This is a genomic window from Acidicapsa borealis (genome assembly GCF_059115245.1).
In genome coordinates this window covers 2019719-2039704 of the sequence record NZ_JCACNY010000001.1, presented here as the reverse complement: position 1 = coordinate 2039704, position 19986 = coordinate 2019719, and the positions used below count along the sequence as shown (strand labels likewise).

18 protein-coding genes are annotated in these 19986 nt (G+C 60.1%); 9 read left to right on the top strand and 9 right to left on the bottom strand.

From position 1 onward, the window contains the following. The first annotated feature begins 227 nt into the window (after nt 1-227). A complete protein-coding gene (locus AC5S27_RS08395) occupies nt 228-2252 on the top strand; it encodes an arginine--tRNA ligase (protein WP_493934111.1) in 2025 nt (674 codons plus the stop codon). Between the two features lie 253 nt (nt 2253-2505). On the opposite strand, the gene AC5S27_RS08390 is transcribed toward AC5S27_RS08395, so the two are convergent. Then, on the bottom strand, nt 2506-2727 hold the full coding sequence (locus tag AC5S27_RS08390; RefSeq protein WP_493934110.1) for a VanZ family protein: 222 nt from the start codon (nt 2725-2727) through the stop codon (nt 2506-2508). 236 nt (nt 2728-2963) lie between these two features. Between AC5S27_RS08390 and AC5S27_RS08385 the strand changes: the two genes are divergently transcribed. Then, nucleotides 2964-3386 (top strand): hypothetical protein, encoded by a 423-nt coding sequence (locus AC5S27_RS08385; protein WP_493934109.1) that lies wholly within the window; start codon nt 2964-2966, stop codon nt 3384-3386. 68 nt (nt 3387-3454) lie between these two features. After that, nucleotides 3455-3886, top strand: coding sequence for a cobalamin B12-binding domain-containing protein (locus AC5S27_RS08380; protein ID WP_493934108.1), 432 nt, complete (start codon nt 3455-3457; stop codon nt 3884-3886). Between the two features lie 199 nt (nt 3887-4085). Here AC5S27_RS08380 and AC5S27_RS08375 read toward each other — a convergent pair whose 3' ends face one another. From AC5S27_RS08375 to AC5S27_RS08350, 6 genes are all read right to left on the bottom strand, one after another. After that, a complete protein-coding gene (locus AC5S27_RS08375) occupies nt 4086-4547 on the bottom strand; it encodes an acyl-CoA thioesterase (RefSeq protein ID WP_493934107.1) in 462 nt (153 codons plus the stop codon). Between the two features lie 33 nt (nt 4548-4580). Continuing rightward, a complete protein-coding gene (rseP, locus tag AC5S27_RS08370) occupies nt 4581-5987 on the bottom strand; it encodes an RIP metalloprotease RseP (protein WP_493934106.1) in 1407 nt (468 codons plus the stop codon). 103 nt (nt 5988-6090) lie between these two features. Continuing rightward, nucleotides 6091-7263: a 1-deoxy-D-xylulose-5-phosphate reductoisomerase gene (locus AC5S27_RS08365; protein WP_493934105.1), complete on the bottom strand. Its 1173-nt coding sequence runs from the start codon at nt 7261-7263 to the stop codon at nt 6091-6093. Nucleotides 7264-7313: 50 nt separating this feature from the next. Beyond that, on the bottom strand, nt 7314-8132 hold the full coding sequence (locus AC5S27_RS08360) for a phosphatidate cytidylyltransferase (protein ID WP_493934104.1): 819 nt from the start codon (nt 8130-8132) through the stop codon (nt 7314-7316). A 52-nt stretch (nt 8133-8184) separates the two neighbouring features. Further along, nucleotides 8185-9024 carry an undecaprenyl pyrophosphate synthase gene (gene uppS / locus AC5S27_RS08355; RefSeq protein WP_493934103.1) on the bottom strand — a complete coding sequence of 280 codons (840 nt, stop codon included), beginning with the start codon at nt 9022-9024 and terminating at the stop codon, nt 8185-8187. 167 nt (nt 9025-9191) lie between these two features. Further along, the gene (locus tag AC5S27_RS08350) at nt 9192-9770 is read right to left on the bottom strand and encodes a helix-turn-helix domain-containing protein (protein ID WP_493934102.1); all 579 of its coding nucleotides are present in this window, start codon (nt 9768-9770) and stop codon (nt 9192-9194) included. Nucleotides 9771-10004: 234 nt separating this feature from the next. On the opposite strand from AC5S27_RS08350, the gene AC5S27_RS08345 reads away from it, so the two are divergent. The 3 genes from AC5S27_RS08345 to AC5S27_RS08335 all read left to right on the top strand — a co-directional run bounded on the left by AC5S27_RS08345 (nt 10005) and on the right by AC5S27_RS08335 (nt 12145). Continuing rightward, nucleotides 10005-10619, top strand: coding sequence for an HAD family hydrolase (locus AC5S27_RS08345; RefSeq protein ID WP_493934101.1), 615 nt, complete (start codon nt 10005-10007; stop codon nt 10617-10619). A gap of 91 nt (nt 10620-10710) precedes the next feature. Further along, nucleotides 10711-11214, top strand: coding sequence for a hypothetical protein (locus AC5S27_RS08340; RefSeq protein ID WP_493934100.1), 504 nt, complete (start codon nt 10711-10713; stop codon nt 11212-11214). Between the two features lie 133 nt (nt 11215-11347). Beyond that, nucleotides 11348-12145 carry an enoyl-CoA hydratase/isomerase family protein gene (locus tag AC5S27_RS08335; protein ID WP_493934099.1) on the top strand — a complete coding sequence of 266 codons (798 nt, stop codon included), beginning with the start codon at nt 11348-11350 and terminating at the stop codon, nt 12143-12145. On the opposite strand, the gene AC5S27_RS08330 is transcribed toward AC5S27_RS08335, so the two are convergent. Together AC5S27_RS08330 and AC5S27_RS08325 are read right to left on the bottom strand one after the other, a co-directional pair. After that, nucleotides 12142-13296, bottom strand: a complete 1155-nt coding sequence (locus AC5S27_RS08330; protein ID WP_493934098.1) for a glycoside hydrolase family 130 protein — start codon at nt 13294-13296, stop codon at nt 12142-12144. The two genes, AC5S27_RS08335 and AC5S27_RS08330, sit on opposite strands and share 4 nt — an antisense overlap. A gap of 8 nt (nt 13297-13304) precedes the next feature. Beyond that, nucleotides 13305-14312 (bottom strand): phosphoesterase, encoded by a 1008-nt coding sequence (locus AC5S27_RS08325; protein WP_493934097.1) that lies wholly within the window; start codon nt 14310-14312, stop codon nt 13305-13307. A 201-nt stretch (nt 14313-14513) separates the two neighbouring features. Here AC5S27_RS08325 and AC5S27_RS08320 point away from each other — a divergent pair, with 201 nt between their 5' ends. The 3 genes from AC5S27_RS08320 to AC5S27_RS08310 are packed head-to-tail and all read left to right on the top strand — an operon-like array spanning nt 14514 to nt 19985. After that, nucleotides 14514-15677, top strand: coding sequence for a CPBP family intramembrane glutamic endopeptidase (locus tag AC5S27_RS08320; RefSeq protein WP_493934096.1), 1164 nt, complete (start codon nt 14514-14516; stop codon nt 15675-15677). A gap of 45 nt (nt 15678-15722) precedes the next feature. Next, entirely contained in the window at nt 15723-18158 is a 2436-nt protein-coding gene (locus AC5S27_RS08315; protein WP_493934095.1) for a penicillin acylase family protein, read from the top strand. Continuing rightward, entirely contained in the window at nt 18159-19985 is a 1827-nt protein-coding gene (locus AC5S27_RS08310) for a putative glycosyltransferase family protein (protein ID WP_493934094.1), read from the top strand. Nucleotide 19986 lies beyond the last annotated feature (1 nt).

Sequence of the window (19986 nt, the reverse complement as noted above, 5' to 3'; positions counted from 1 at the left end):
GAGCAGTCAACAGTCCTAATTCTAGCCGATGCATCACAACCACACCGCCCACGCGCTAAGCGCCAACGGCGCGACACCATACCAGCCCAGCCCATCGGGCTGGGTCACCTTGGACGATGAAACACCAAGGGCTGAAAGCCCGGCCTATACGCCGCACCGGCTCTCGTTCACGCCCACTCCCCTGTTAAACTAACCAAGTAAATCAGGGATTTTCAGAGGTTCAGCCCGTGTATCTTGAAGCGCAAAAACGCCTGCTATCGCGGGTCCGTGAAGTCATCCAAACCAAATACGAAGTCGAACTCGGCCCCATCGCCATCGAGCAGCCCCCAGACATCAAGATGGGCGAATTCGCCCTCCCGGTCGCCTTCGAGCTCGCCCGCAAACTCCGCAAAGCCCCGAAGATCATCGCCACCGAATTAGCCGCTGCCCTGACAGAAAACACCGAAGCTTCCGAATTCACATTTGAAGCCGCCGGCGCCGGCTACCTGAACGTAAAGCTCAACCGCGCCGCCGCCGCATCCTCGCTGGCCCACGGCGTAGCCGAACCCGCCCCCAACTCCGACCTCCACGTCCTCGTCGAGCACACCAGCATCAACCCCAACAAGGCCGCCCACGTCGGCCACCTCCGCAACGCCATCCTCGGCGACACCTTCGTCCGCATCCTCCGCGCCAACGGCCAGAAAGTCGACGTCCAAAACTACATCGACAACACCGGCGTCCAGGTAGCCGACGTAGTCGTAGGCTTCCTCCACCTCGAAGGCAAATCCCTCGCCGACCTCCGCGCCCTCATCACCGAATTCGAGACCAACGGCGAGAAATTTGATTACTTATGCTGGGACGTCTACGCCCGCGTCTCCCAGTGGTACGACGCCAGCACGGAAGAAGAAAACAAGCAGCGCAAATCCATCCGCTACGCCACCCTCCACGAAATCGAAAAGGGAGAGGGGGCCGGCGGCAACGAAACCGCAGCCGTGGCCGAACTCATCTCCACCGCCGTCCTGCGCCGCCATCTCGAAACCATGCTGCGCCTCGACATCACCTACGACTTCCTCCCCCGCGAAAGCGAAATCCTCCACCTCCACTTCTGGGAACTAGCCTTCGAGCAGCTCAAGCAAACCGGCGTCCTCTACTTCGAAACCGAAGGCAAAAACAAAGGCTGCTGGGTCATGACACGTCCGGGCGCAGCCTCACAAACGCCAGACGGAACCGCGCAAGACGAAGACGGCCCGAAGGGCGCCGACGAGGACGCCAAAGTCATCGTCCGCTCAAATGGCACGGTGACCTACGTAGGCAAGGACATCGCCTACCACCTCTGGAAGTTCGGCCTGCTGGGCCGCGACTTCGGCTACAAACCCTTCTTCAAGTATCCAGACCACGAATGCTGGATCTCCACCACCGAAGGAGTCAAAGATCACCCCCACTTCGGCGGTGCGCAGGCCATCTACAACGTCATCGACTCCCGCCAGTCCGACCCCCAGGCCAACGTCATCCAGGCCCTGCGCGGCATGGGCCACACCGCCGAGGCCGATCGTTACACCCACTTCAGCTACGAAATGGTAGCCCTCACCCCGCGCTGCGCCGAAGAGCTCGGCTACACAGTCGCCGAAGAAGACAAAGCCCGCCCCTACATCGAAGTCAGCGGCCGCAAAGGCTTTGGCGTCAAAGCCGACGACCTCATCGACAAGCTCATCCAGGCCACCCGCAAAGAGACAGACACCCGCCAGCCCGAACGCCCCGAAGCAGAACGCCAGCAGATCGCCGAGCAAATTGCGATAGGTGCCTTGCGGTACTTCATGCTCAAGTTCACCCGCGGCACCGTCATCGCCTTCGACTTCAAAGACGCCCTCAGCTTCGAAGGCGAAACCGGTCCCTACGTCCAATACGCCATCGTCCGCATCCGCAACATCTTCCGCAAGGCAGCCACCACCCCGGAAACAGTCCTCGCCGACTTCGCCAAACTCACCGGCACCACCCTGCTCCAGTCAGCAGACGAAATCTGGGCCATCTGGCTCCGCGCCGCCAAACGCAGCTTCATGCTGGAACAATGTATAGCCACCTCAGAACCAGCCTACGTAGCCCGCCACATCTTCCAGCTAGCCCAGGAGTTCAACAACTTCTACCACCGCCACCACATCCTCACAGAAGAAGACGCAAGCAAGAAGACCCTGCTACTAGCCACAGCAGCCATAGCCCTGCGCGAACTAGTAACAGTCCTAAGCTGGCTAGGCATAGAATCCCCCGAAGTTATGTAAGCCCTAACTCAGGCGCTCTCCACAAGAGCGGGTGCCCCACCTTCAACACAGCCCTATCGTGTTTAAGGTGGGTCCTAATTCGTGCAAAGCACGAACCTTCTTCAACCCAAACCAATCCGGGTGCCCCACCCTCGCCACGCATTTGTTCTTGTGGCTAGGGTGGGAGCCACAAATCCCCTTCGAGTCGTTGCTTGTCCCATCGGAGGGAGCAGGTGCATTCATGCCCCTGAAAACTTAGCCTTAAATTCCGGCTTTAGCCGGGGGCCTTTTCCATCCGATTCTCGTTCCCCACAAGAATCTCCCCCAGCCCCCAGGCAATCACCCAGCAAAAAGCCCCACCCACCATCGTAGCCAAAACATCCATCCAATCAAACACCCGCCCCGGCATCCATATCTGCGCCAACTCATAAAGAATCTGCCCAGCTGCCACCGCAACAATCGCCCTGACAATATCCCGGTTACGCCAAATCGTCATACAAAGTGAATCCCAAACTCAATGCAAGACACGCCCCGTAAGCAACACGAAGCTTCTTAGTCGATTCACGTGCACATTCGAAATATGGGTTGAATGCACTGGCTCATGACCTACACTGATTCAAGTCAAAACAATCCATTTCATCGCGCTGGAGAATTGTCATGCTCAGGTCGTTGCCTGCCGCATCAAGAAACTGGATTAAGAATTTCTCACGGCAACGTAGAGCGTCTCTAGCCTTGACTGGCGCTTTGCTCTCCACCGCCGCGCTAGGCCTAAGCGGCTGCTTCGCTTCGATCAACATCAAGGCCGCCCAGGACCAGGCACTCAAACTCGAAACAGCCTTCCACGCCCAGATGGCCAGTGGAGACCTCGTCGGCATCTACAACGGCGCCGACGACCGCTATCACAAGGCCGTAACCCGCGAAAAGTCGGACGCTCTCTTTTCAGTCGTGGCCAGGAAGCTGGGCTCGCCGCTCGACTGCACGCAGGGAACGACGAATATGGTTGCAGCGACATGGGGCACCACCATTAACTCAACCTGCACCACGCGATTTTCCAAAGACGCCGTCGGCGAGGAGACCTTTGTCTGGATAAAGTCCGGAGAAACCTATCGCCTGTTGCGCTACAACATCAACTCCGACGCGCTCATCATGCGCTAGCAGCCGATTCCTTCTCTGACACAGAGGCTCGCACCAGCCCTGCGGCGGATGAGCTACCATTTCGTTCAGTGACGATTGCAACTCCAACTCGACCCATCCGCGTCCTCGTAGCCAAAGCCGGCCTCGACGGCCACGACCGCGGCGCCAAGATCATCGCCCGCGCCCTCCGCGACGCCGGCATGGAAGTCCTCTACACCGGCCTGCGCAAAACCCCGGAAAGCATCGTCCAGGCAGCCATCGAAGAAGACGTGGACTGCATCGGCCTCAGCATCCTCTCCGGCGCCCACAACGCGCTGGTCCCACGCCTCATCGCTCTGCTCAAGGAACAGAAAGCCGAAGACATCCTGCTCATCGCCGGAGGCACCATCCCCCAGGTCGACATCCCAGGTCTCGAAGCCATGGGCGTAGCTGCCGTCTTCGGCCCCGGCACCCCGCTCGATCGCATCGTCAATTTCCTGCGAGAACGAGTCCAGCCAAGAACCGCCGACCTCCGAAGCTGACCCACAAGAAGGCCTCCAGGCGACAAAGCGGTCCGCCCGCTGGCCATATCCAAATTTTGCTGAATAGAAGCACTTCGATTGCGCAGCGCCCAACCTACATTGCGCGTTGCGTCGAAGCACATTGCGCATTGCCGTACGAGGATTGCGCAACGGACGACGATTATTGCGCATCGTCCAACGCCACGGACAGCAAGCCTGGCTACTCCTGCCCGGAAACCTCACCCTGCTCATCGCGATCCGTATTGCGAATCGAAGAGCGGATCGGCCCGGCATACCGCTCCGGCATCATGCATTTCTGCATGCTCGCATCGCACACAATATGCACCGTTTCCCCCTCGGCCAGCAGAAGCTGCGGCTCCCGTGCACTCGCCGCCCGGATCACCCGGTAAGCAAACTTCAGCAGCGACCCGCGTAACAGCACCGGCCACGCCTCAATCAGGATCACATCGTCATACCGCGCCGGAGCCCGATAACGGCATGTAGCCTCGACCACAGGCAGAATACAACCGTCCTCGACTTCCATCTGCTTATAGTCAAAACCCAGCGTGCGCATGAACTCCACGCGACCTAACTCAAACCAAACAAGGTAGTTAGCGTAATACACCACGCCCATCTGATCGGTTTCAGCATAACGTACTCGTAACTCGGTCACGATGGACATGGACACAACTTTCCTGGGCAGCGTAGAGGCAAACTAGGGTTTGACGTGGTTAAAGACCGAGAGCTTGGAAATATCGTTAAAGATGACGAAGCCGAAAAATACCAGGATCAGCACAAATGCCACCTGATAGATCCGCTCCTTGGCCACCATCGGCACATCGCGGCGAAGGATGCTCTCAATGATCAGAAAGAGAATCATTCCTCCATCCAGAATCGGGAACGGCAGCAGATTGAGAACACCAAGATTAAGGCTAATCACCGTCATCAGCTGGATCATGATGCCGATATTGCCAGAATCCCAGGCCATACCAGTCTGCTGCGCAATACCGATCGGCCCCGACAGAGAGCCAACCGACATCTTGCGCGTGAACAGGCGCTTGACCACGTCCAGGATATCGAGACTGTTCTCACGATTGAACTTAGCCGATGCTTCGACAGCCGGACCGAACGGCAAATGCTCCACGCGGGTCGGCGGCGGTACTCCCTGAAAGCCTAGCCGCCACGCCTTGCCCTGCTTGGCGTCGTCGGAGAGTACTGGCTGAACCACCACCGTCGATATCTTGCCCTGATGATTCAGTTCGATTTTTATCGGGGCACCCTTACCCGCCTGCAGATACGAAACGACAGACTCGGTGCTGTGGAACGTGTGGCCATCGATCGACTGGAAGACGTCATCCTTCTGGATCCCGGCATTTGCAGCAGGCGTGCCCGCAGTCACTGCACCAACCTTTACGGGGCTCGGCTGACGAACCGGAACGATGCCGATCACGTCCGGATTAAAGTCCTTACCCTTGGTGGGGTCGCTAACCTGGAGCGTAAGCGAAACCTGCTGTCCCCCACGATCCACGACAACTGGCACGGCCTGATTCAGATTCTTCACTTCAGCCACATACAGCTGCTGAACCGTCGCGTCCTGCTTGCCATCGAAGCTGACAATTCGGTCGCCAGGCTGGAAACCGGCTTGAGCCGCAGGGGAACCGGGCACAACCCAGTCGATCGTCACCGGCTGGTCTACGAAGATATAAACCTCGTTGTGCAGCATGTAGTAGCCGGTCATCAGGAAAAGCGCCAGCACGAAGTTCGCCACAGGCCCTGCCGCGCCGATGATCATGCGCTGCCAGCGAGGATGAGACGTCAACGCACCGGGATCCTGGGCCAGCTGCGCCACGGTCTCGCCGTCCGGGCCGGTCAGCGAGGAAAGATTCTCGCCCGGCAGCGTTTCACCAGTCATCTTCACGTAACCGCCGAGCGGAATGGCGGAGACGCAGTAATCTGTTTCGCCAATCTTCACGCCAAAAAGGCGCGGCGGAAAACCGATGGAGAACTGTTCAACGCGGACGCCGCAAAGCTTGGCGGCTAGGAAGTGGCCGAATTCATGGACGACGACCATGATGCCGAGCACGACCAGGACGGAGATGGCTGCTACCAGAAAATCATGCATAAACGCGCGTGCAATACCTCAAGCCCTTCGACGGGCCTCGATTTCAAACAGGGGCAGCCAAAGTCAAATCTGATCTCAAAGTGATTTTGAGTCTGATTTCGAGCTACACGCGATTAGCAGCCGCGGAGACTACTTCGCGAGCCCGTGAACGCGCCTGGGAATCGGCCTCGAGCACCCCGGCAATGGTCTCCGGATGGTGGACGGGAGTTCGTTCCAGCACCTCTTCTATTGTACGCGGGATGCCGAGGAACGGGATTTTTCGGGCGAGAAATGCTTCCACAGCGACTTCGTCGGCAGCATTCAGAGCGACGCAGTGAGCTCCGCCGCGTTCGGCAGCTTCATAGGCCAGGCGCAGACAAGGGAAGCGGGCAAAGTCCGGCGGTTCAAAGTCAAGCCGCGAAAGCGCAGCCAGATCGAAAGTCAGCGTCGAAGCCGGGCGTTCCGGGTACGCCAGCGCGTACAGAATCGGCAGACGCATGTCGGTCACTGAAATCTGGGCAAGGATCGACCCATCGACGTACTCCACCAGCGAGTGCACCGTCGATTGCGGATGTACCGTCACCTTCACCTGCGACGGCGGCAAGTTGAATAGACGGCAGGCTTCAATGATTTCCAGCCCCTTATTAAGCATGGTGGCCGAGTCGATGGTGATGCGTTGGCCCATCACCCACGTCGGATGCTTCAAGGCCTGCTCGGGCGTAATGCTGGCAAAGGCTTCGAGAGGCGTCTGGCGGAATGGACCGCCGGAAGCAGTGAGCCAGACCTGCTTGACCTCGGCAGCGGTGCCGACACGCATGCATTGGTGAACGGCATTGTGCTCGGAATCGATCGGAATCAGCGGAACTCCGCGTTCCCGGGCATCGCGGGTCAGGATTTCTCCGGCTGCGACCATACATTCCTTGTTGGCCAGTCCAATCGGCTTGCCTGCAAGGATCGCCGCGTGTGTCGCCTCGAGGCCGGCCACGCCGACAATGGCGGAGACGACAAAATCCACATCCGCATGCGTAGCGCAGGCAACCGAGCCGGCTGTACCCCAGACAACTTCTGTTCCGGTGATCCCGGTAGCGCGGAGCCGGCTGGCGAGTTCCGCAGCCAGATCCTCCGTGGCGAGCGAGATCAGCCTGGGCCGCCATGTCTTCACTTGCTCAAATGCGACATCGATATTCCTGCCAGCCGCGAGCGTGGCTACAGCGTAGCGCTCCGGGTAGGATTCGACGATGGAAAGGGTGCTGGTGCCGATGGAGCCGGTGGAACCGAGAATCGCGAGTCGTTTCAATGCTTTACCGTACCTGCAACAGTCCTTGAAATGTGGGCTGAAAATGCTGCCTAGAAATGCTGAATCACCTGCGCGTACCACAGTACCGGAGCCGCCAGCAGCAGTGCATCGATGCGGTCCAATACGCCACCGTGACCAGGAAGGAGCGTACCGGAGTCTTTCACGCCTGCCGAACGCTTCAGCGCCGATTCCGCCAGATCGCCCACCTGCGCTGCGATGTTGACAACGACGGCCAGAAGCAGCCAGCGCCAGACAGGGCCCGGATACGCCAGCACCAGAATATCGCGCTTGGCGAGTTGCGTCGCCAGAGCGATAAGCAGGCCGGTCACCAGCAGGCTGCCCGCGATGGAGCCGGCAGCACCCTCCCAGGTCTTGCCCGGGCTGATCTTTGGGGCCAGTTTGTGGCGGCCCAGGTTGCGACCCACGTATAGAGCGACAATGTCTCCGGCCCAGACCGCGCACAGCAGAAAGGCGACGAGCGACTTGCCCGCCTCGGAACTACGCAGGGCCGGCAGTGCAACCAGGGTCAATCCTGTGTAAATGACGCAGAAAATGGCCGCCGCCGAATCCCGAAGTGCTCGCTCAATTGGTCCGAAAGCGCAGTACACAAGCAAAGCAAGAGACAATGCACCAACCGCTTCCACGAGTTTGTCCGGCCAGAGAAACCAGACCAGAAACAACAATCCGATGGCGACAAGAACGGGAATGCGAGCGGGCTTGGCATCCGTCGCCGCGGCAATGCCCAGGTATTCCCAGGCCGCAAGCAGAGCCACGGCGCCGGTGGCGACAACAACCAGCCAATCCGGACCCAAGAAGACGAGTGCAATAACCAAAGGAATCAGGACGAGCGCTGTAAGTATTCTTTTCATTCCAAGGGTGAGAATACACTGCCGGGCGCGGAATCGACGCTACCGAACGGTTCTACCCAGCGACGATGCGCTCCGGCACAGCGTCTTCGCTGGACTGCCCTTCTCGCTCGGCTTCGCCCAAACCGCCATAACGGCGTTCGCGGCGCTGATAGGCGGCGATTGCCTCCAGCAGGTGAATCCCACGAAAGTCGGGCCAGAAGCGTTCCGTGACGAAAATCTCCGCATAGGCTATCTGCCACAGCAGATAGTTCGAAATCCGCATCTCCCCCGACGTCCGTATCAACAGGTCCGGATCGGGCATATGTGCCGTGTACAGATGCCGGTGAACATCTTCTTCCGTAATGCGATCGGCGCTGATTCCCTTCTGCTTTAACTCTGCTGCCAGCCCCTTGAAGGCATCCACCATTTCCGAGCGGCCACCGTAGTTGAGAGCCAGCGTCAGCGTGGTGCCGGTGTTACGGCAGGTGGCTTCTGAAGCCCACTGCATCTTGTCCTGTACCTCAGACGGCAGGTCATGCGTGCGGCCGATGTAGCGGATGCGGACATTGTTGTCCATCATGCGCTGCAGATTGCTCTCAAGATAGCTCTTGAGCAACATCATCAGGAAGCTGACCTCGGCGCGCGGACGGCGGAGGTTGTTCTCGAGCGAAAATGCGTAAAGCGTCAGCCACGGCAAGCCGATGCGGGACGCGGTCTCGGTCACGAGCTGCACGCTTTTCGCTCCCTGCTGGTGGCCCAGAAAGCGCTTGAGCGAACGCAGTCCAGCCCAGCGGCCGTTGCCATCCATAATGATGGCGACGTGCTCGGGCAGCCGCTCCGGCGTCAGCGTCGCGTAGACCGCCCGCTCTTCGGGCGTAAGTTCATGAATCCGCGACGTCGCACTTAGATACACAGGACTCGCCTCTTGCGTTGGTTGCCGGAAGCCCGATCGTCCATGATCTCCGGCAATTTGACGCTAGCACATGCGCCTTGCGGTCGCAATCCGTGGGCAGAACAAGCGATGGAAAAGGGACCGCGAAGAGCGTCGCTCAGCTAGTTTAACGAGCTTAACGAGCTCCCTTAGGCTGACCGACGCTTTCCAAGAGCCAGTTCCCGTGCCGACTCACGGGCGCGGTCGCGGGCATGGTTCAGGAGAAGAGACCGCTGCAACGCCTCAAGCTTCGGCAGATACTGGGCAAGTTCAGCGAGGAACGGATCGGCCAGAATCTCGGCCATCTCTTCATCGCGCTGGCTGTGGCCGTCGCGCACGAGTTGGCAGATATCCACTTCGAGCGCCTGGGCCAGACGCTCGAGGGAACCCAGCGTTGGGATGGCCTTGCCATTCTCAATCTTCGAGATGTAGGTGCGCGGAACCTGCATGCGGCTGGCAAGCTGACGCTGGCTCAGGTGCCGAGCCTTGCGGATCTCCTTCACTTGGTTGGCCACACGCAGACCGGCATCCTGGGCGCTCGCTGGAGCTTCGCTGATGGCTGCTAATTCGACAGGGGCTGGGAGTTCCTCAATGTCCAGCGGCTTGTGGCATCGCCGGCACATCGAGTTGCTGGTCCGGAACTGCACCAGTGCGCAATGTTCGCAGCGCAATACTTCGCGCGCAGGCATCGTAGTAGGCATCGTCACCAGGGTGGGGATGGTTGCCATAGATTGTGTGCGGAGAGCCAGAGCAGGGCTTCCGTGTGGTGATGACCAATCCACCACGTCAAGAGTTACTTTCATAGGGAGGAACCATAATTGTCAAGTGAAAAACAGGAGTCATTCGGAAAATACAGGGAAGATTCCCTAGAAAACCCGAACAAACGCGAACCATAAGAATAAACTTTGCCTGTTTCAAGACTGCGTGTCAAATGGCACATGGCTGATAATGAGTGCACGAATATGAGTGCAAACGAGAATTCCCCCCAAAAATATGACCGCGCCGCAGCCTGGGAGCTGTTAACGGAGTGGACCAAGGGCGAAAGCCTGCGCAAACACGCACTCGGCGTCGAGACCTGCGTCGTAGCGTATGGTGAGGCTGAGGCCGACCGGCTTGGACTATCCGGCTCCGAGCGCGAAGCGCTCCTGACGCTCTACGCAACAAGTGCCCTGCTGCATGACTTCGACTACGAGCGGCATCCGTCGCTCGACGAGCACCCATTCGTCGGCACCCGCGAACTGGAGCGGCTTGGCTGGCCGGTTGAGGTCCGGACTGCAATCCTGGGGCACGCCACCTATTCCGGCGTGCCGCGAGCGACCCACCTGGACAAGGCGCTCTTCGCCTGTGACGAGCTGTCGGGTTTTCTGACCGCCTGCGCACTGGTGAAACCCACAAAGGCGATCGCGGATGTGGAGCTGGCCAGTGTAAAGAAGAAGCTCAAGGACAAGGCCTTTGCCCGCGGCGTCAACCGCCAGGACGTGATCCAAGGCGCGGAAGAACTCGGCGTGGAGTTGGATGCCCACATTGCCTTTTGCCTGGCAGCGATGCAGCGGCGGTCGGCTGAATTGGGACTTTGAGAGCCACTCTCATGCATGAAATTGCAACCGCGTGACCCCGTATTACCTAAGTGGTATTGCAGGTATCCTAAAAGTAACGTAACCTGCGTCCATGACTCAGCCAGCCGGTACGATGCCCGAAGCGAAATTCCGGAGTACCAAGAAGCAGGCGACACCCGCCAGCGCAATCCGCGTCTCAGAATTTGCTCACGAAGCCGCCGCTCTCAAGCCTAAGCCGCAGAAGGTTGAAGCCAAGGCGAAGGCCCCGAAAGGCGAGAAGACAGGTCTGACCCTCGCGTCCTTCTGGCCGATTGCAGTGGGTCTGTTTCTCTCGGGATTCGCGGCAGAGTGGCACGGCATGGCGGAGCAGATTGGCGTGTGGGGGATGCGGTTTACGTTTCCCTTCTCGCTCATCGCGACACAAAAGGACCTTCTCGGCATCAGCAACCACACCGCCGACGTGCTCCCGACAATCGCCGTTTACGCGCAGCTGCCCATCGATGGCCTGCTGCTTACGCTGACGAAGATGCGCACCAAATCGCTGTTTTCCGCGATCCTGCAGGTGACGTTGATTCACGCGGTCTGCGCGTTTGTGCTTTGGCTCATTACCATGTAGTTTGGCCCATGCAGTATGGGCTCGCTGGACTGTGACGGACGTCCTATCCCAGTCCATTGTGATGGGTGTATAAATGGTTTCCTGAGCCGGTCATGGACTCCGATCTTGACCAAAGGCGCTAAGGGGGCCGCACGTGAGCCGATTCCAACATATTCTCGTCACATCTTCGAAGGGTGTGCAGACCATCACGCTCAACCGTCCGGAGAAGCGCAATGCGCTGAGTCCGGAACTCATTGACGAGTTGGAGCACGTGCTTCGCGACGCGGCCAGCTGCGACTGCGGAGTCGTGATCCTGACCGGTGCCGGATCGGCCTTCTGCGCCGGACTGGACATGGAGCATCTTGAGACAATGACGGCGCGAACGGTGGAAGAACATCGCCGCGATTCGGAAAACATGGCGCGCGTTCTGCGCACCCTCTACGAATTTCCCAAGCCCATCATTGCTGCCGTAAACGGCCCTGCCATCGCCGGCGGTATGGGGCTGGCCACGCTTTGCGACTTTACCTACGCAGTGCCCGAAGCGCGCTTCGGCTTCACCGAGGTTCGCGTGGGATTCGTCCCGGCCATCGTCGCATCCTTCCTGTTGCGGCAGGTAGGCGAAAAGCGCACCCGTGAACTGCTGCTTTCAGGCCGCATACTGCGCCCCGACGAAGCCTGCCGGATGGGTCTGATTACCCGCATTGTGCAACCCGAAGAACTGCTGGCCGAGGCCCACGCACTGGCCCAAAGCCTCCTGATGAACAGTCCGGAGGCAATGCTCGCCGTGAAATCGCTGCTCATCAGCCATTCGCGCGACCAGATCGACGAGGAGATCGAAGACGCTATCGCAGCCAACGCGCACCAGCGGTCTTCGGAAGACTTCCGCGAAGGTGTAAGAGCGTTCCTCGCACATCGACGCCCGGAGTGGCCGAGCGTTCACACAAAGGTCTAGAAAGACACGTTGCGCACAACTGCGGCCCACGAAGTAGCGACACCAACAAAGCTGTCAGCCGTGCCGTAGTAGAGAAACCACTTGCCTTTGAACACCACAAGCCCTTCGGCGAAGGTAGTCCCGGCGGCATACTGGCCGCTGCGTTCAAACGCCTTTTCCGGATGCAGGACTGGCCGGTCAAGCCGCTTGAGCAGATGCGTCGGATGATCCACGTCGAAGAGAGCCTCACCCGCGGAATACGCACCCGGGCCTAATCCCGGAGCGTGGCTCTTCCCTGCATCAGCGTTCTTGCCGTTCGCGTTCTTGCCGTTCGCGTTCTTGCCGTTATAGATAAGCAGGATCCCGTTCTTCGTCACAATCGCCGGCGGTCCGACTTCAGGAAATCCACTATCGAACAAGCCAGGGCGGTTCTCCAGCACGACCACAGGCTTGCCCGGCCGCTCTTCAACCGGTGTCCAGTGAATCAGGTCCGGAGAGCTGGCCACGCGTACCTGGATCTCTCCCCAGTACATCCAGAACTTGCCATGGATCCTGGCCGCAATGATCCGCCCGTCCTTCTGCTCGGTCACGATGCTGCCCGACTTGTACATCCGATTCGCATACGGGCCGGTCGAGCCAAGCGCCGGCCCGTGTTTCGTCCAATGGACCAGGTCGGGAGAGGTCGCGATGCCGATGGTGTAAGTCTGGCGGTTCCACTGCGTGTAGGTGAGAACGTAGGTTCCGTCGGGAGCCTCGATCAGGCGCGGGTCTTCGACGCCACCGGGCCATTCCCGGGATTTCTGGTCGTCGTCAGCCGGAAAGAAGACTGGCTCGGGGCGGCGCGTAAAGTGAATCCCGTCTTCCGACTCGGCAAGCCCGAGCCGGCTGGTATGCATGCCGATCTGCATCGACCCCGAATCGTCCTCGGCGCGATACAGCACCACAACCTTGCCGTTCCGCACGACCGCCGCCGGATTGAACGTATGCAGCGCCTCCCAGTGCACCGGCTTGCCGCTGATCGGGTCGTTGAATATGCTCTCCGGCTTCGGTTGAATGACGGGTGCATCGACAGGCCGCGAAAACGGCCCGATCGCCCAGCCCGATAGCTCCTGCCCCGGAGCCAGGGTGGGCAGTAACAGAACAGATCCGAGAAGGCCGAGAAGCAGTCGCATGGACAGGCCTATTTTCCGGGAAACGGGTTCTTCGCACGTAACTCGGCCACGATCACCTTGGCTGCTTCGCGAGCTTCGTCGCTGCGGTCCGGAGAGAAGCTGATCGCCCCAACGCGAGCATGTCCACCGCCGCCGTAGCGCTCGCAGATCTGCGCCAGGTTGACCATATCTTCGCCCTTCGCCTTGGTCCACGGATTCGACCCCACAGCGACCTTGGTGCGGAAGCTCGACTTCGACAGCCCGATCGAGTACGTCGCCGAAGGATGCAGGTAGTAGGGGATGAACTTGTTAAACCCTTCCATCTGGTGGTCCGAAATATCGAAGAAAATCGTGCCGTCGCGATACTCGCTCCGTTCGCGGATAAGGGCCACAGCTTTTTCATGCTGTTCGAGCAGTGGCGGCAGCAGGCTGGCAACGAAGGGCTGTTCCAGCACCTCGGCGAGCGGCATCTCGGTCAGCAGCGGGATCAGCTTCGGGATAAATTCCGGATCCTGAGTGGCCTCAATGATCAGCGTGAGCTTCATCGCCGGCGCGGCCATTTCGACCGCCGACTCGGGGCTTTCGTAAAGAGCGCCATCGACGATGTTGGCCCAGTGGATGAGGTCCTTCAGAGGCGCAGTGTCAAAGCCGAACTTGGTCTCTCCGATGTGCGCCAGGTACCCCGTGCAGGAGGTGTAAGACGGATCGAAGAACTTGCGCCCTGCGCAATCGGCGTCCTGCAGGCAAGCCAGATAGTTTTCCCTGTCCGCGGGCGTCAGGAAGGCGGATTGATGATGGTCAAACCACCAGGTAATCTTCGGCGACGCCGAATACTTGAAATCGACGATAGCGTTTTGGTCGCCGGTGAAGTCGGCCTCATTGAAGAGCGCTCCAGCGCGATGCACAAGGCCGTGATACTCGTAGTTGGCGGTCTCACCGGTTTTGGGAAGAACACACTCCCGGTGAAAGCGGGTAAACAGCGATGCAGAGCAGGCTCCGTCAAAGCATTTATCGTGATAGAAAACGCGAACCTGCAAGTATCTTGCTCCCTTGGTGATAGATGTTTCCGGCGGCGATACCACTGCGCCTTCGGTCGCAATAGCCGAAGCATTTAGCATCGACGTACAGCGTGAATGTGTCAAGCTGCGTCAGGCACGCCATGATCCTAATGGACCACCCTGGGAATCTGCGCGGTGAGCCGAGACGTGTTGTTTGCACGGCGGAATAAAGGAAGTTCAATGATCGAGCCCGAGCAGTTTCCCGCAACCCCGCAGGATGAGAATCCTCTAACACCGCCGGCAATTCCTGCTCCTCCCGAGCGTCTTGAGCCGGCGGAGACACGCTTTCTGAAGTGGCTGGTGTTTGGCGCCCACGGAGTCCGCGTGGGTTGGCTCGTATCCCTCCTCCTGGTACTCTCGCTCCTGTTCACGGGAGTTTTCGGAATCGCCATCGTCCCGCTGGCGACCAAGGTTCTGCATATCAAGCTCGGAGAGATTTCGGCGGCTTCGATGACAGTCAGCGAGACGCTCGAATTCCTGGGGCTGCTGGCGGCCGCCTTCGTTTGCGCCTTGATCGAACGCCGGAAAGTGTTGGACTACAACCTGCGGGGGCGGTACCGTTTGCTGCATTTCGTCACCGGCATGGTCGGCGGATTCGTCGCGTTATCCGCGCTCGCCGGCGCGCTCTATTACGGCGGATGGCTTCATTTTGGCGGCGTGTCCCTGACCGGAACAGCGGTCGTGCAGGCCGGTGCCATTTGGGGCGCCGCATTCCTTCTGACCGGTTTCTACGAAGAGGGACTCACCCGCTGCTACATGCTGTATACCCTGACGCGCGGGCTGAACTACTGGTGGGCGCTGGGCACGGTCGCCTGTTTCAGCTTCTTCGCCTACCTGAACACGCACGGCAGCGGCGCCGGCGGCATCTACCTGATGGCTGGCCTGGGTGTCATCCCATGTCTCCTCCTGCATCTGCGAAAATCCCCCTCGTCCAGCTTCTGGGAAGCGGCATGGCTGACTTCGACCTTCTTCGGCTACATCCACACCTTCAACAAGGGCGAAACCTGGATCGGAATTTTCTCAGCCGCGGCCATCGGATTTGTCTTCTGCGTAAGCGTGCGGCTCACCGGCTCTGCGTGGTGGGCGATCGGCTTTCACGCGGCCTGGGACTGGGCCCAGACCTTCTTTTATGGCACCGCGGACAGCGGATTTCAGCCCAAAGGCCACTATCTGACGACCACGCCGGTTGGAGCCGAGTTCTGGAGCGGCGGCAGCGCCGGACCAGAAGGCAGCGTGCTGATTCTGCCCACGGTGCTGATGACTTTGCTCGTACTCGTCCTCGTATACGGCCGCAAACCAGCCTCCGATTCTGCTTCCCCGCTGGAGCAGGCCCAGCTATCCTAAGCAAGCCGATTTCGTCGCTGCATCGCAATGAGGGAGAATCTTCCGTTGAGTAAACCACGCCGTTGGCTTCGCATCACCCTGTGGTCACTCGCGGGAATCGTCCTACTGCTGTTGCTCACCGCTGGAAGCGGGCTGTTATGGCTGCGCCACGCCATGACAGCATCGCTGCCAGTCATTGACGGCAAGCTGAAGCTTTCCGGTCTCTCCAGCCCAGTCACCGTGCGCCGCGACGGCCACGGCGTACCGTACATTGAGGCAGGCAGCCTCGACGACATCCTGCTGGCGCAAGGCTACGTTACGGCGCAGGATCGCCTCTGGCAGATGGACATCCTCCGGCGAAATGCAGCCGGCGAACTCGCGGAGATTCTTGGCCCACAGTTGGTGGATCACGACCGGGCGCAGCGAGTCTTCCAGTTTCGCAACGTGTCGGAACGCCTGTATCGCAGCCTGCCCGAAGTAGAACGTCAGCGGTATGAGAAGTATGCGCGCGGCGTCAACCTCTACATCGAGCAGAACTCCGATCATCTCCCCGCCGAATTTCGCATTCTCCGCTACAAGCCGCGACCGTGGACGGGGTCAGATTCGGTACTCATCCTCGCCAACATGGTGCAGAGCCTGGATGACCACTTCGATACCAAGCTTGCGCGCGAGCGGGTGGCGGCCAAGCTGCACGATCCGAAGCTGGAAGCGGACTTATACCCCGTCGGCTCCTGGCGGGACCAGCCTCCAACAGCGGCCGTGGCAGACATGACGCAACCCCACCCGGCTCCGGTCATCGACGACGAGGAAGCAGACCAGGCGGCCTTACAGCCTCATGAGTCCGCCGCCGATCTGCGAGCTCTGCGGAAGGCACTGGGATTACCGGACTGCGATGGCTGCGCACCGGGATCAAACGAGTGGGTCATCTCCGGCAAGCACACCGCCAGCGGAAAGCCGCTGCTATCCAATGACATGCACCTCGGACTCACAGTGCCGAACATCTGGTACATGGCCTCGCTGACCGCTCCCGGTCTCCACGTTGAGGGCGTATCCCTGCCTGGCACTCCGCTGATCACCGCCGGACACAACGATCACGTTGCCTGGGGATACACCGCGCTCTACTCCGACGTGCAGGATCTGTACGTCGAAAAGCTGGACGGCAAGGGCAACTACGCCGGCCCGCAGGGCGAATGGCTGCCGCTCGCGCACTCCACCGAAACCATCAAGGTGCGATGGAGCAAGGATGTAAAGCTGGATGTCCAGCTCACGGCGCACGGTCCTCTGCTCAATCCCATCTTCAAGAACGAAAAGCGGCCGATCGCCCTCCACTGGACGCTCTACGATCCCGCCCTGGGATCGATTCCGATCTACGAGATGAACACCGCCGCCGACTGGGCACACTTTTCAAGCGCGCTCAGCGCCTGGTGCTTTCCCACCCTGAATGTTGTCTACGCCGACGACGCCGGGCACATCGCCTACCACGCCATTGGTAAAGTCCCGATGCGGCCGGGCGGTCTCGCCGGGGTACCCATTCAGGACACGCAGCACGAGTGGCAGGGATATATCCCCTACGAGCAACTCCCGTTCTCTGTCGACCCATCCTCCGGCCTGCTGGCCACCGCAAATTCCCGCGTGACGCCGAACGACACCAAGTTCCCGCTCACGCTGGAGTGGGCCGAGCCATACCGGGCGGAACGCATCTACAAAGACCTGCGCGGCCGCGAAAAATTGACCCGCGAAGACATGCTGGCAGTCGAAACCGACGTTTACAGCGAGGTAGATCAGGAGCTCGCGCACCGCTTTGCCTATGCCATCGACCACACGCCGGGAGCGGACGCCCGCCTCAAGCAGGCCGCCGACCTGCTGCGAAGCTGGGACGGCAAGATGACCACGGAATCCGCCGCCGCCTCCATCATTCTGCGCGCCCGCCAGGCCTTCTGGCCGTTGGTCCTGGAGCCAAAGCTCGGCTCCGATTCAGATACCTATCACTGGTCCGAATCGAACTTCGCCGAAGAAGAAATCATCATGCACGGCGGCGCCGATGCCGGAGCTCCAAGCCCCTGGCTTCCCAGCGGATTCAAGGACTGGGACACGCTGTTGACCGAGGCAGTTCGGCGCGGCCTCGATCTCGGCAAAGCTCCGTCCGATTTGTCCACCTGGAAGTATGGCTCCTGGCACGTAGTTGACCTGGAACACCCTCTCTACGAACGGATCCCGCTGGTCAAGGGATGGTCGGGCACGGGCGCACAGCCGTTGAGCGGCGACACCACCACGATCAAGCAGGTAGGACGCGCCTTTGGCCCCAGCCAGCGATTCACCATGGACTGGAGCGCGCCGGACGCTTCCACCGAAAACATCGTGCTGGGTGAAAGCGGCGACCCCATGAGCGACTGGTTCCGTGACCAGTGGCCGGTCTGGTACGGGGGCACCACCTTCGCCATGCCCTTTTCCGCGCCTGCGGTGACAGCGCAAACAAAGCACACGCTGGTGCTGGAGCCGTAAGTGAGCCTTCCGGGTACAGCGAGGAATTGGGCTTTATGGCTGCTGCGCAAGGCGCTGTGGGCGGATGGTGTGCTCTTCATTCCGCTGGCTGCCCTCGTTGCCTGCAGCCCGCTTTTCCTGCGCGGCGACTCCTGCGGACATGACTTCGATTTTCATCTTGTTTCCTGGATGGAAGCTCGTCGCGCATGGAGCGAGGGCGTACTCTACCCGCGCTGGACAGAGAGCCCGAACTGGGCCGCCGGCGAGGCTCGCTTCATCTTCTATCCGCCGCTGACCTGGTTCCTCGGCGCGGCACTCAGCTACCTGATGGTGTGGGACTACGTTCCCATCGCTCTGACGCTGCTCTGCCTCACCGCAGCAGGCCTGGCAACACGAGCGTTGGCAAAAGAATTCCTTCCCGGACCAAACGCGACACTCGCAGGGATTCTTGCGACAACAGCGCCATATGCGTTCTTCACCGCCTATGAGCGAACAGCCTTTGCGGAGCTCGCAGCCGCGGTATGGGTTCCTCTGCTGATCTTGTTCTGGCTTCGCGCCGGCCGCAGCCCCGCGGTGCGGTTGACGAAATCGGGCAAAGCCTCGCGGATCGTCTTCACTCCGGTAGCTTCGGTGGCAATCGTGCTCGCACTGAGCTGGCTCACCAATGCCCCTGCCGGAGTCATGACCAGCTACCTGCTTGCGTTTCTCGCAGTGGTTACGGCGATTCTGGACCGTTCCTGGCGGCCTGTGTTCCGGGCCTTCATCGCCGCCGCGCTTGGACTGGGATTACCGGCGTTTTACCTTGTTCCTGCAGCTTGGGAGCAGCGTTGGATCGCCATCCAGCAGGCGGTCGATGTCGGCATGCGGGTCAGCGACAGCTGGCTCTTTGCGCGCCACGCCAGCCCCGACCTCGAGTTTCACGACCGCGTATTGCTCTATGCGTCGCTAATCCTCACGTTAACGGCGTTGTTGGCAGCGCTGGGCTTCGTCGTGGCGCGAATGCGCGGAAAGCTTCCAGGCTCAGCTCGACGAACCTGGCTACCGCTGGCGCTCCTGGTACCGGGAATCGTCCTGCTGCAGTTCTCTATGACCGCGCCCCTCTGGAGCCACCTGCCGAAGCTGGAATTCCTGCAATTCCCCTGGCGCTGGCTGATGGTCCTCGCGGTTCCCTATGCCGTCTTTGCCGCCGCGGCCACACCGCTGACTTCTCGACGTGCAAAGGTATGGGCAACCCTCGGCTGGGGCTCCGTGCTCGCCAGCTTCGTCGTCATCGCCACTCTGTTCTTCTTTCAGTACTGCGATGAGGAGGACGAAGTCAGAACACAGTTCGCCATCTTCCAGGCGGGTACCGGCGTCGAGGGCACCGACGAGTACGCTCCTGTTGGCACAGACAACACCTTGGTGGCTTCAGGGCTACCCGATGCATGCCTTGTCGAAGATCCGCAGCAGGAGCTCGGCAAGATTGACTCCGACACAGCTCCGGTCTGGTATGCCGAGCAGGGCTCGTGTGATGACACGTTTTCCGCGCAACTCTGGCAGGACCAGCACAAACAGCTCATGCTCGACAGCGACCATGCCGGCTACCTGATCCTCCGGCTGCGTCGCTACCCGGCCTGGGCAGTCACGGTGAACGGCAGACCGGCCGGACCCATGCCTCTGCGCGAAGATGGCCTGATGGCGATCCCCGTGACCGCCGGGCCGCAGACCATCGATGTCCGCTGGACGACAACACCGGACATCGCATGGGGGCGCGCCATCAGCGGAATCGCCGCGCTGCTGCTGATCCTGGTTTGGCTCGTGGAGCGCCGCCTCGCTGCGCGGCAGTACGCAGTTCGTTTATCATCGTGAA

Bases quoted from the DNA above. Each gene is read 5' to 3' on its own strand.
- AC5S27_RS08390 (WP_493934110.1), bottom strand. From the start codon at position 2,727: ATGACGATTTGGCGTAACCGGGATATTGTCAGGGCGATTGTTGCGGTG.
- AC5S27_RS08345 (WP_493934101.1), top strand. From the start codon at position 10,005: ATGAGTGCAAACGAGAATTCCCCCCAAAAATATGACCGCGCCGCAGCC.
- AC5S27_RS08340 (WP_493934100.1), top strand. From the start codon at position 10,711: ATGACTCAGCCAGCCGGTACGATGCCCGAAGCGAAATTCCGGAGTACC.
- AC5S27_RS08375 (WP_493934107.1), bottom strand. From the start codon at position 4,547: ATGTCCATCGTGACCGAGTTACGAGTACGTTATGCTGAAACCGATCAG.
- rseP (WP_493934106.1), bottom strand. From the start codon at position 5,987: ATGCATGATTTTCTGGTAGCAGCCATCTCCGTCCTGGTCGTGCTCGGC.
- AC5S27_RS08320 (WP_493934096.1), top strand. From the start codon at position 14,514: ATGATCGAGCCCGAGCAGTTTCCCGCAACCCCGCAGGATGAGAATCCT.
- AC5S27_RS08350 (WP_493934102.1), bottom strand. From the start codon at position 9,770: ATGGCAACCATCCCCACCCTGGTGACGATGCCTACTACGATGCCTGCG.
- AC5S27_RS08360 (WP_493934104.1), bottom strand. From the start codon at position 8,132: ATGAAAAGAATACTTACAGCGCTCGTCCTGATTCCTTTGGTTATTGCA.
- AC5S27_RS08330 (WP_493934098.1), bottom strand. From the start codon at position 13,296: ATGCGACTGCTTCTCGGCCTTCTCGGATCTGTTCTGTTACTGCCCACC.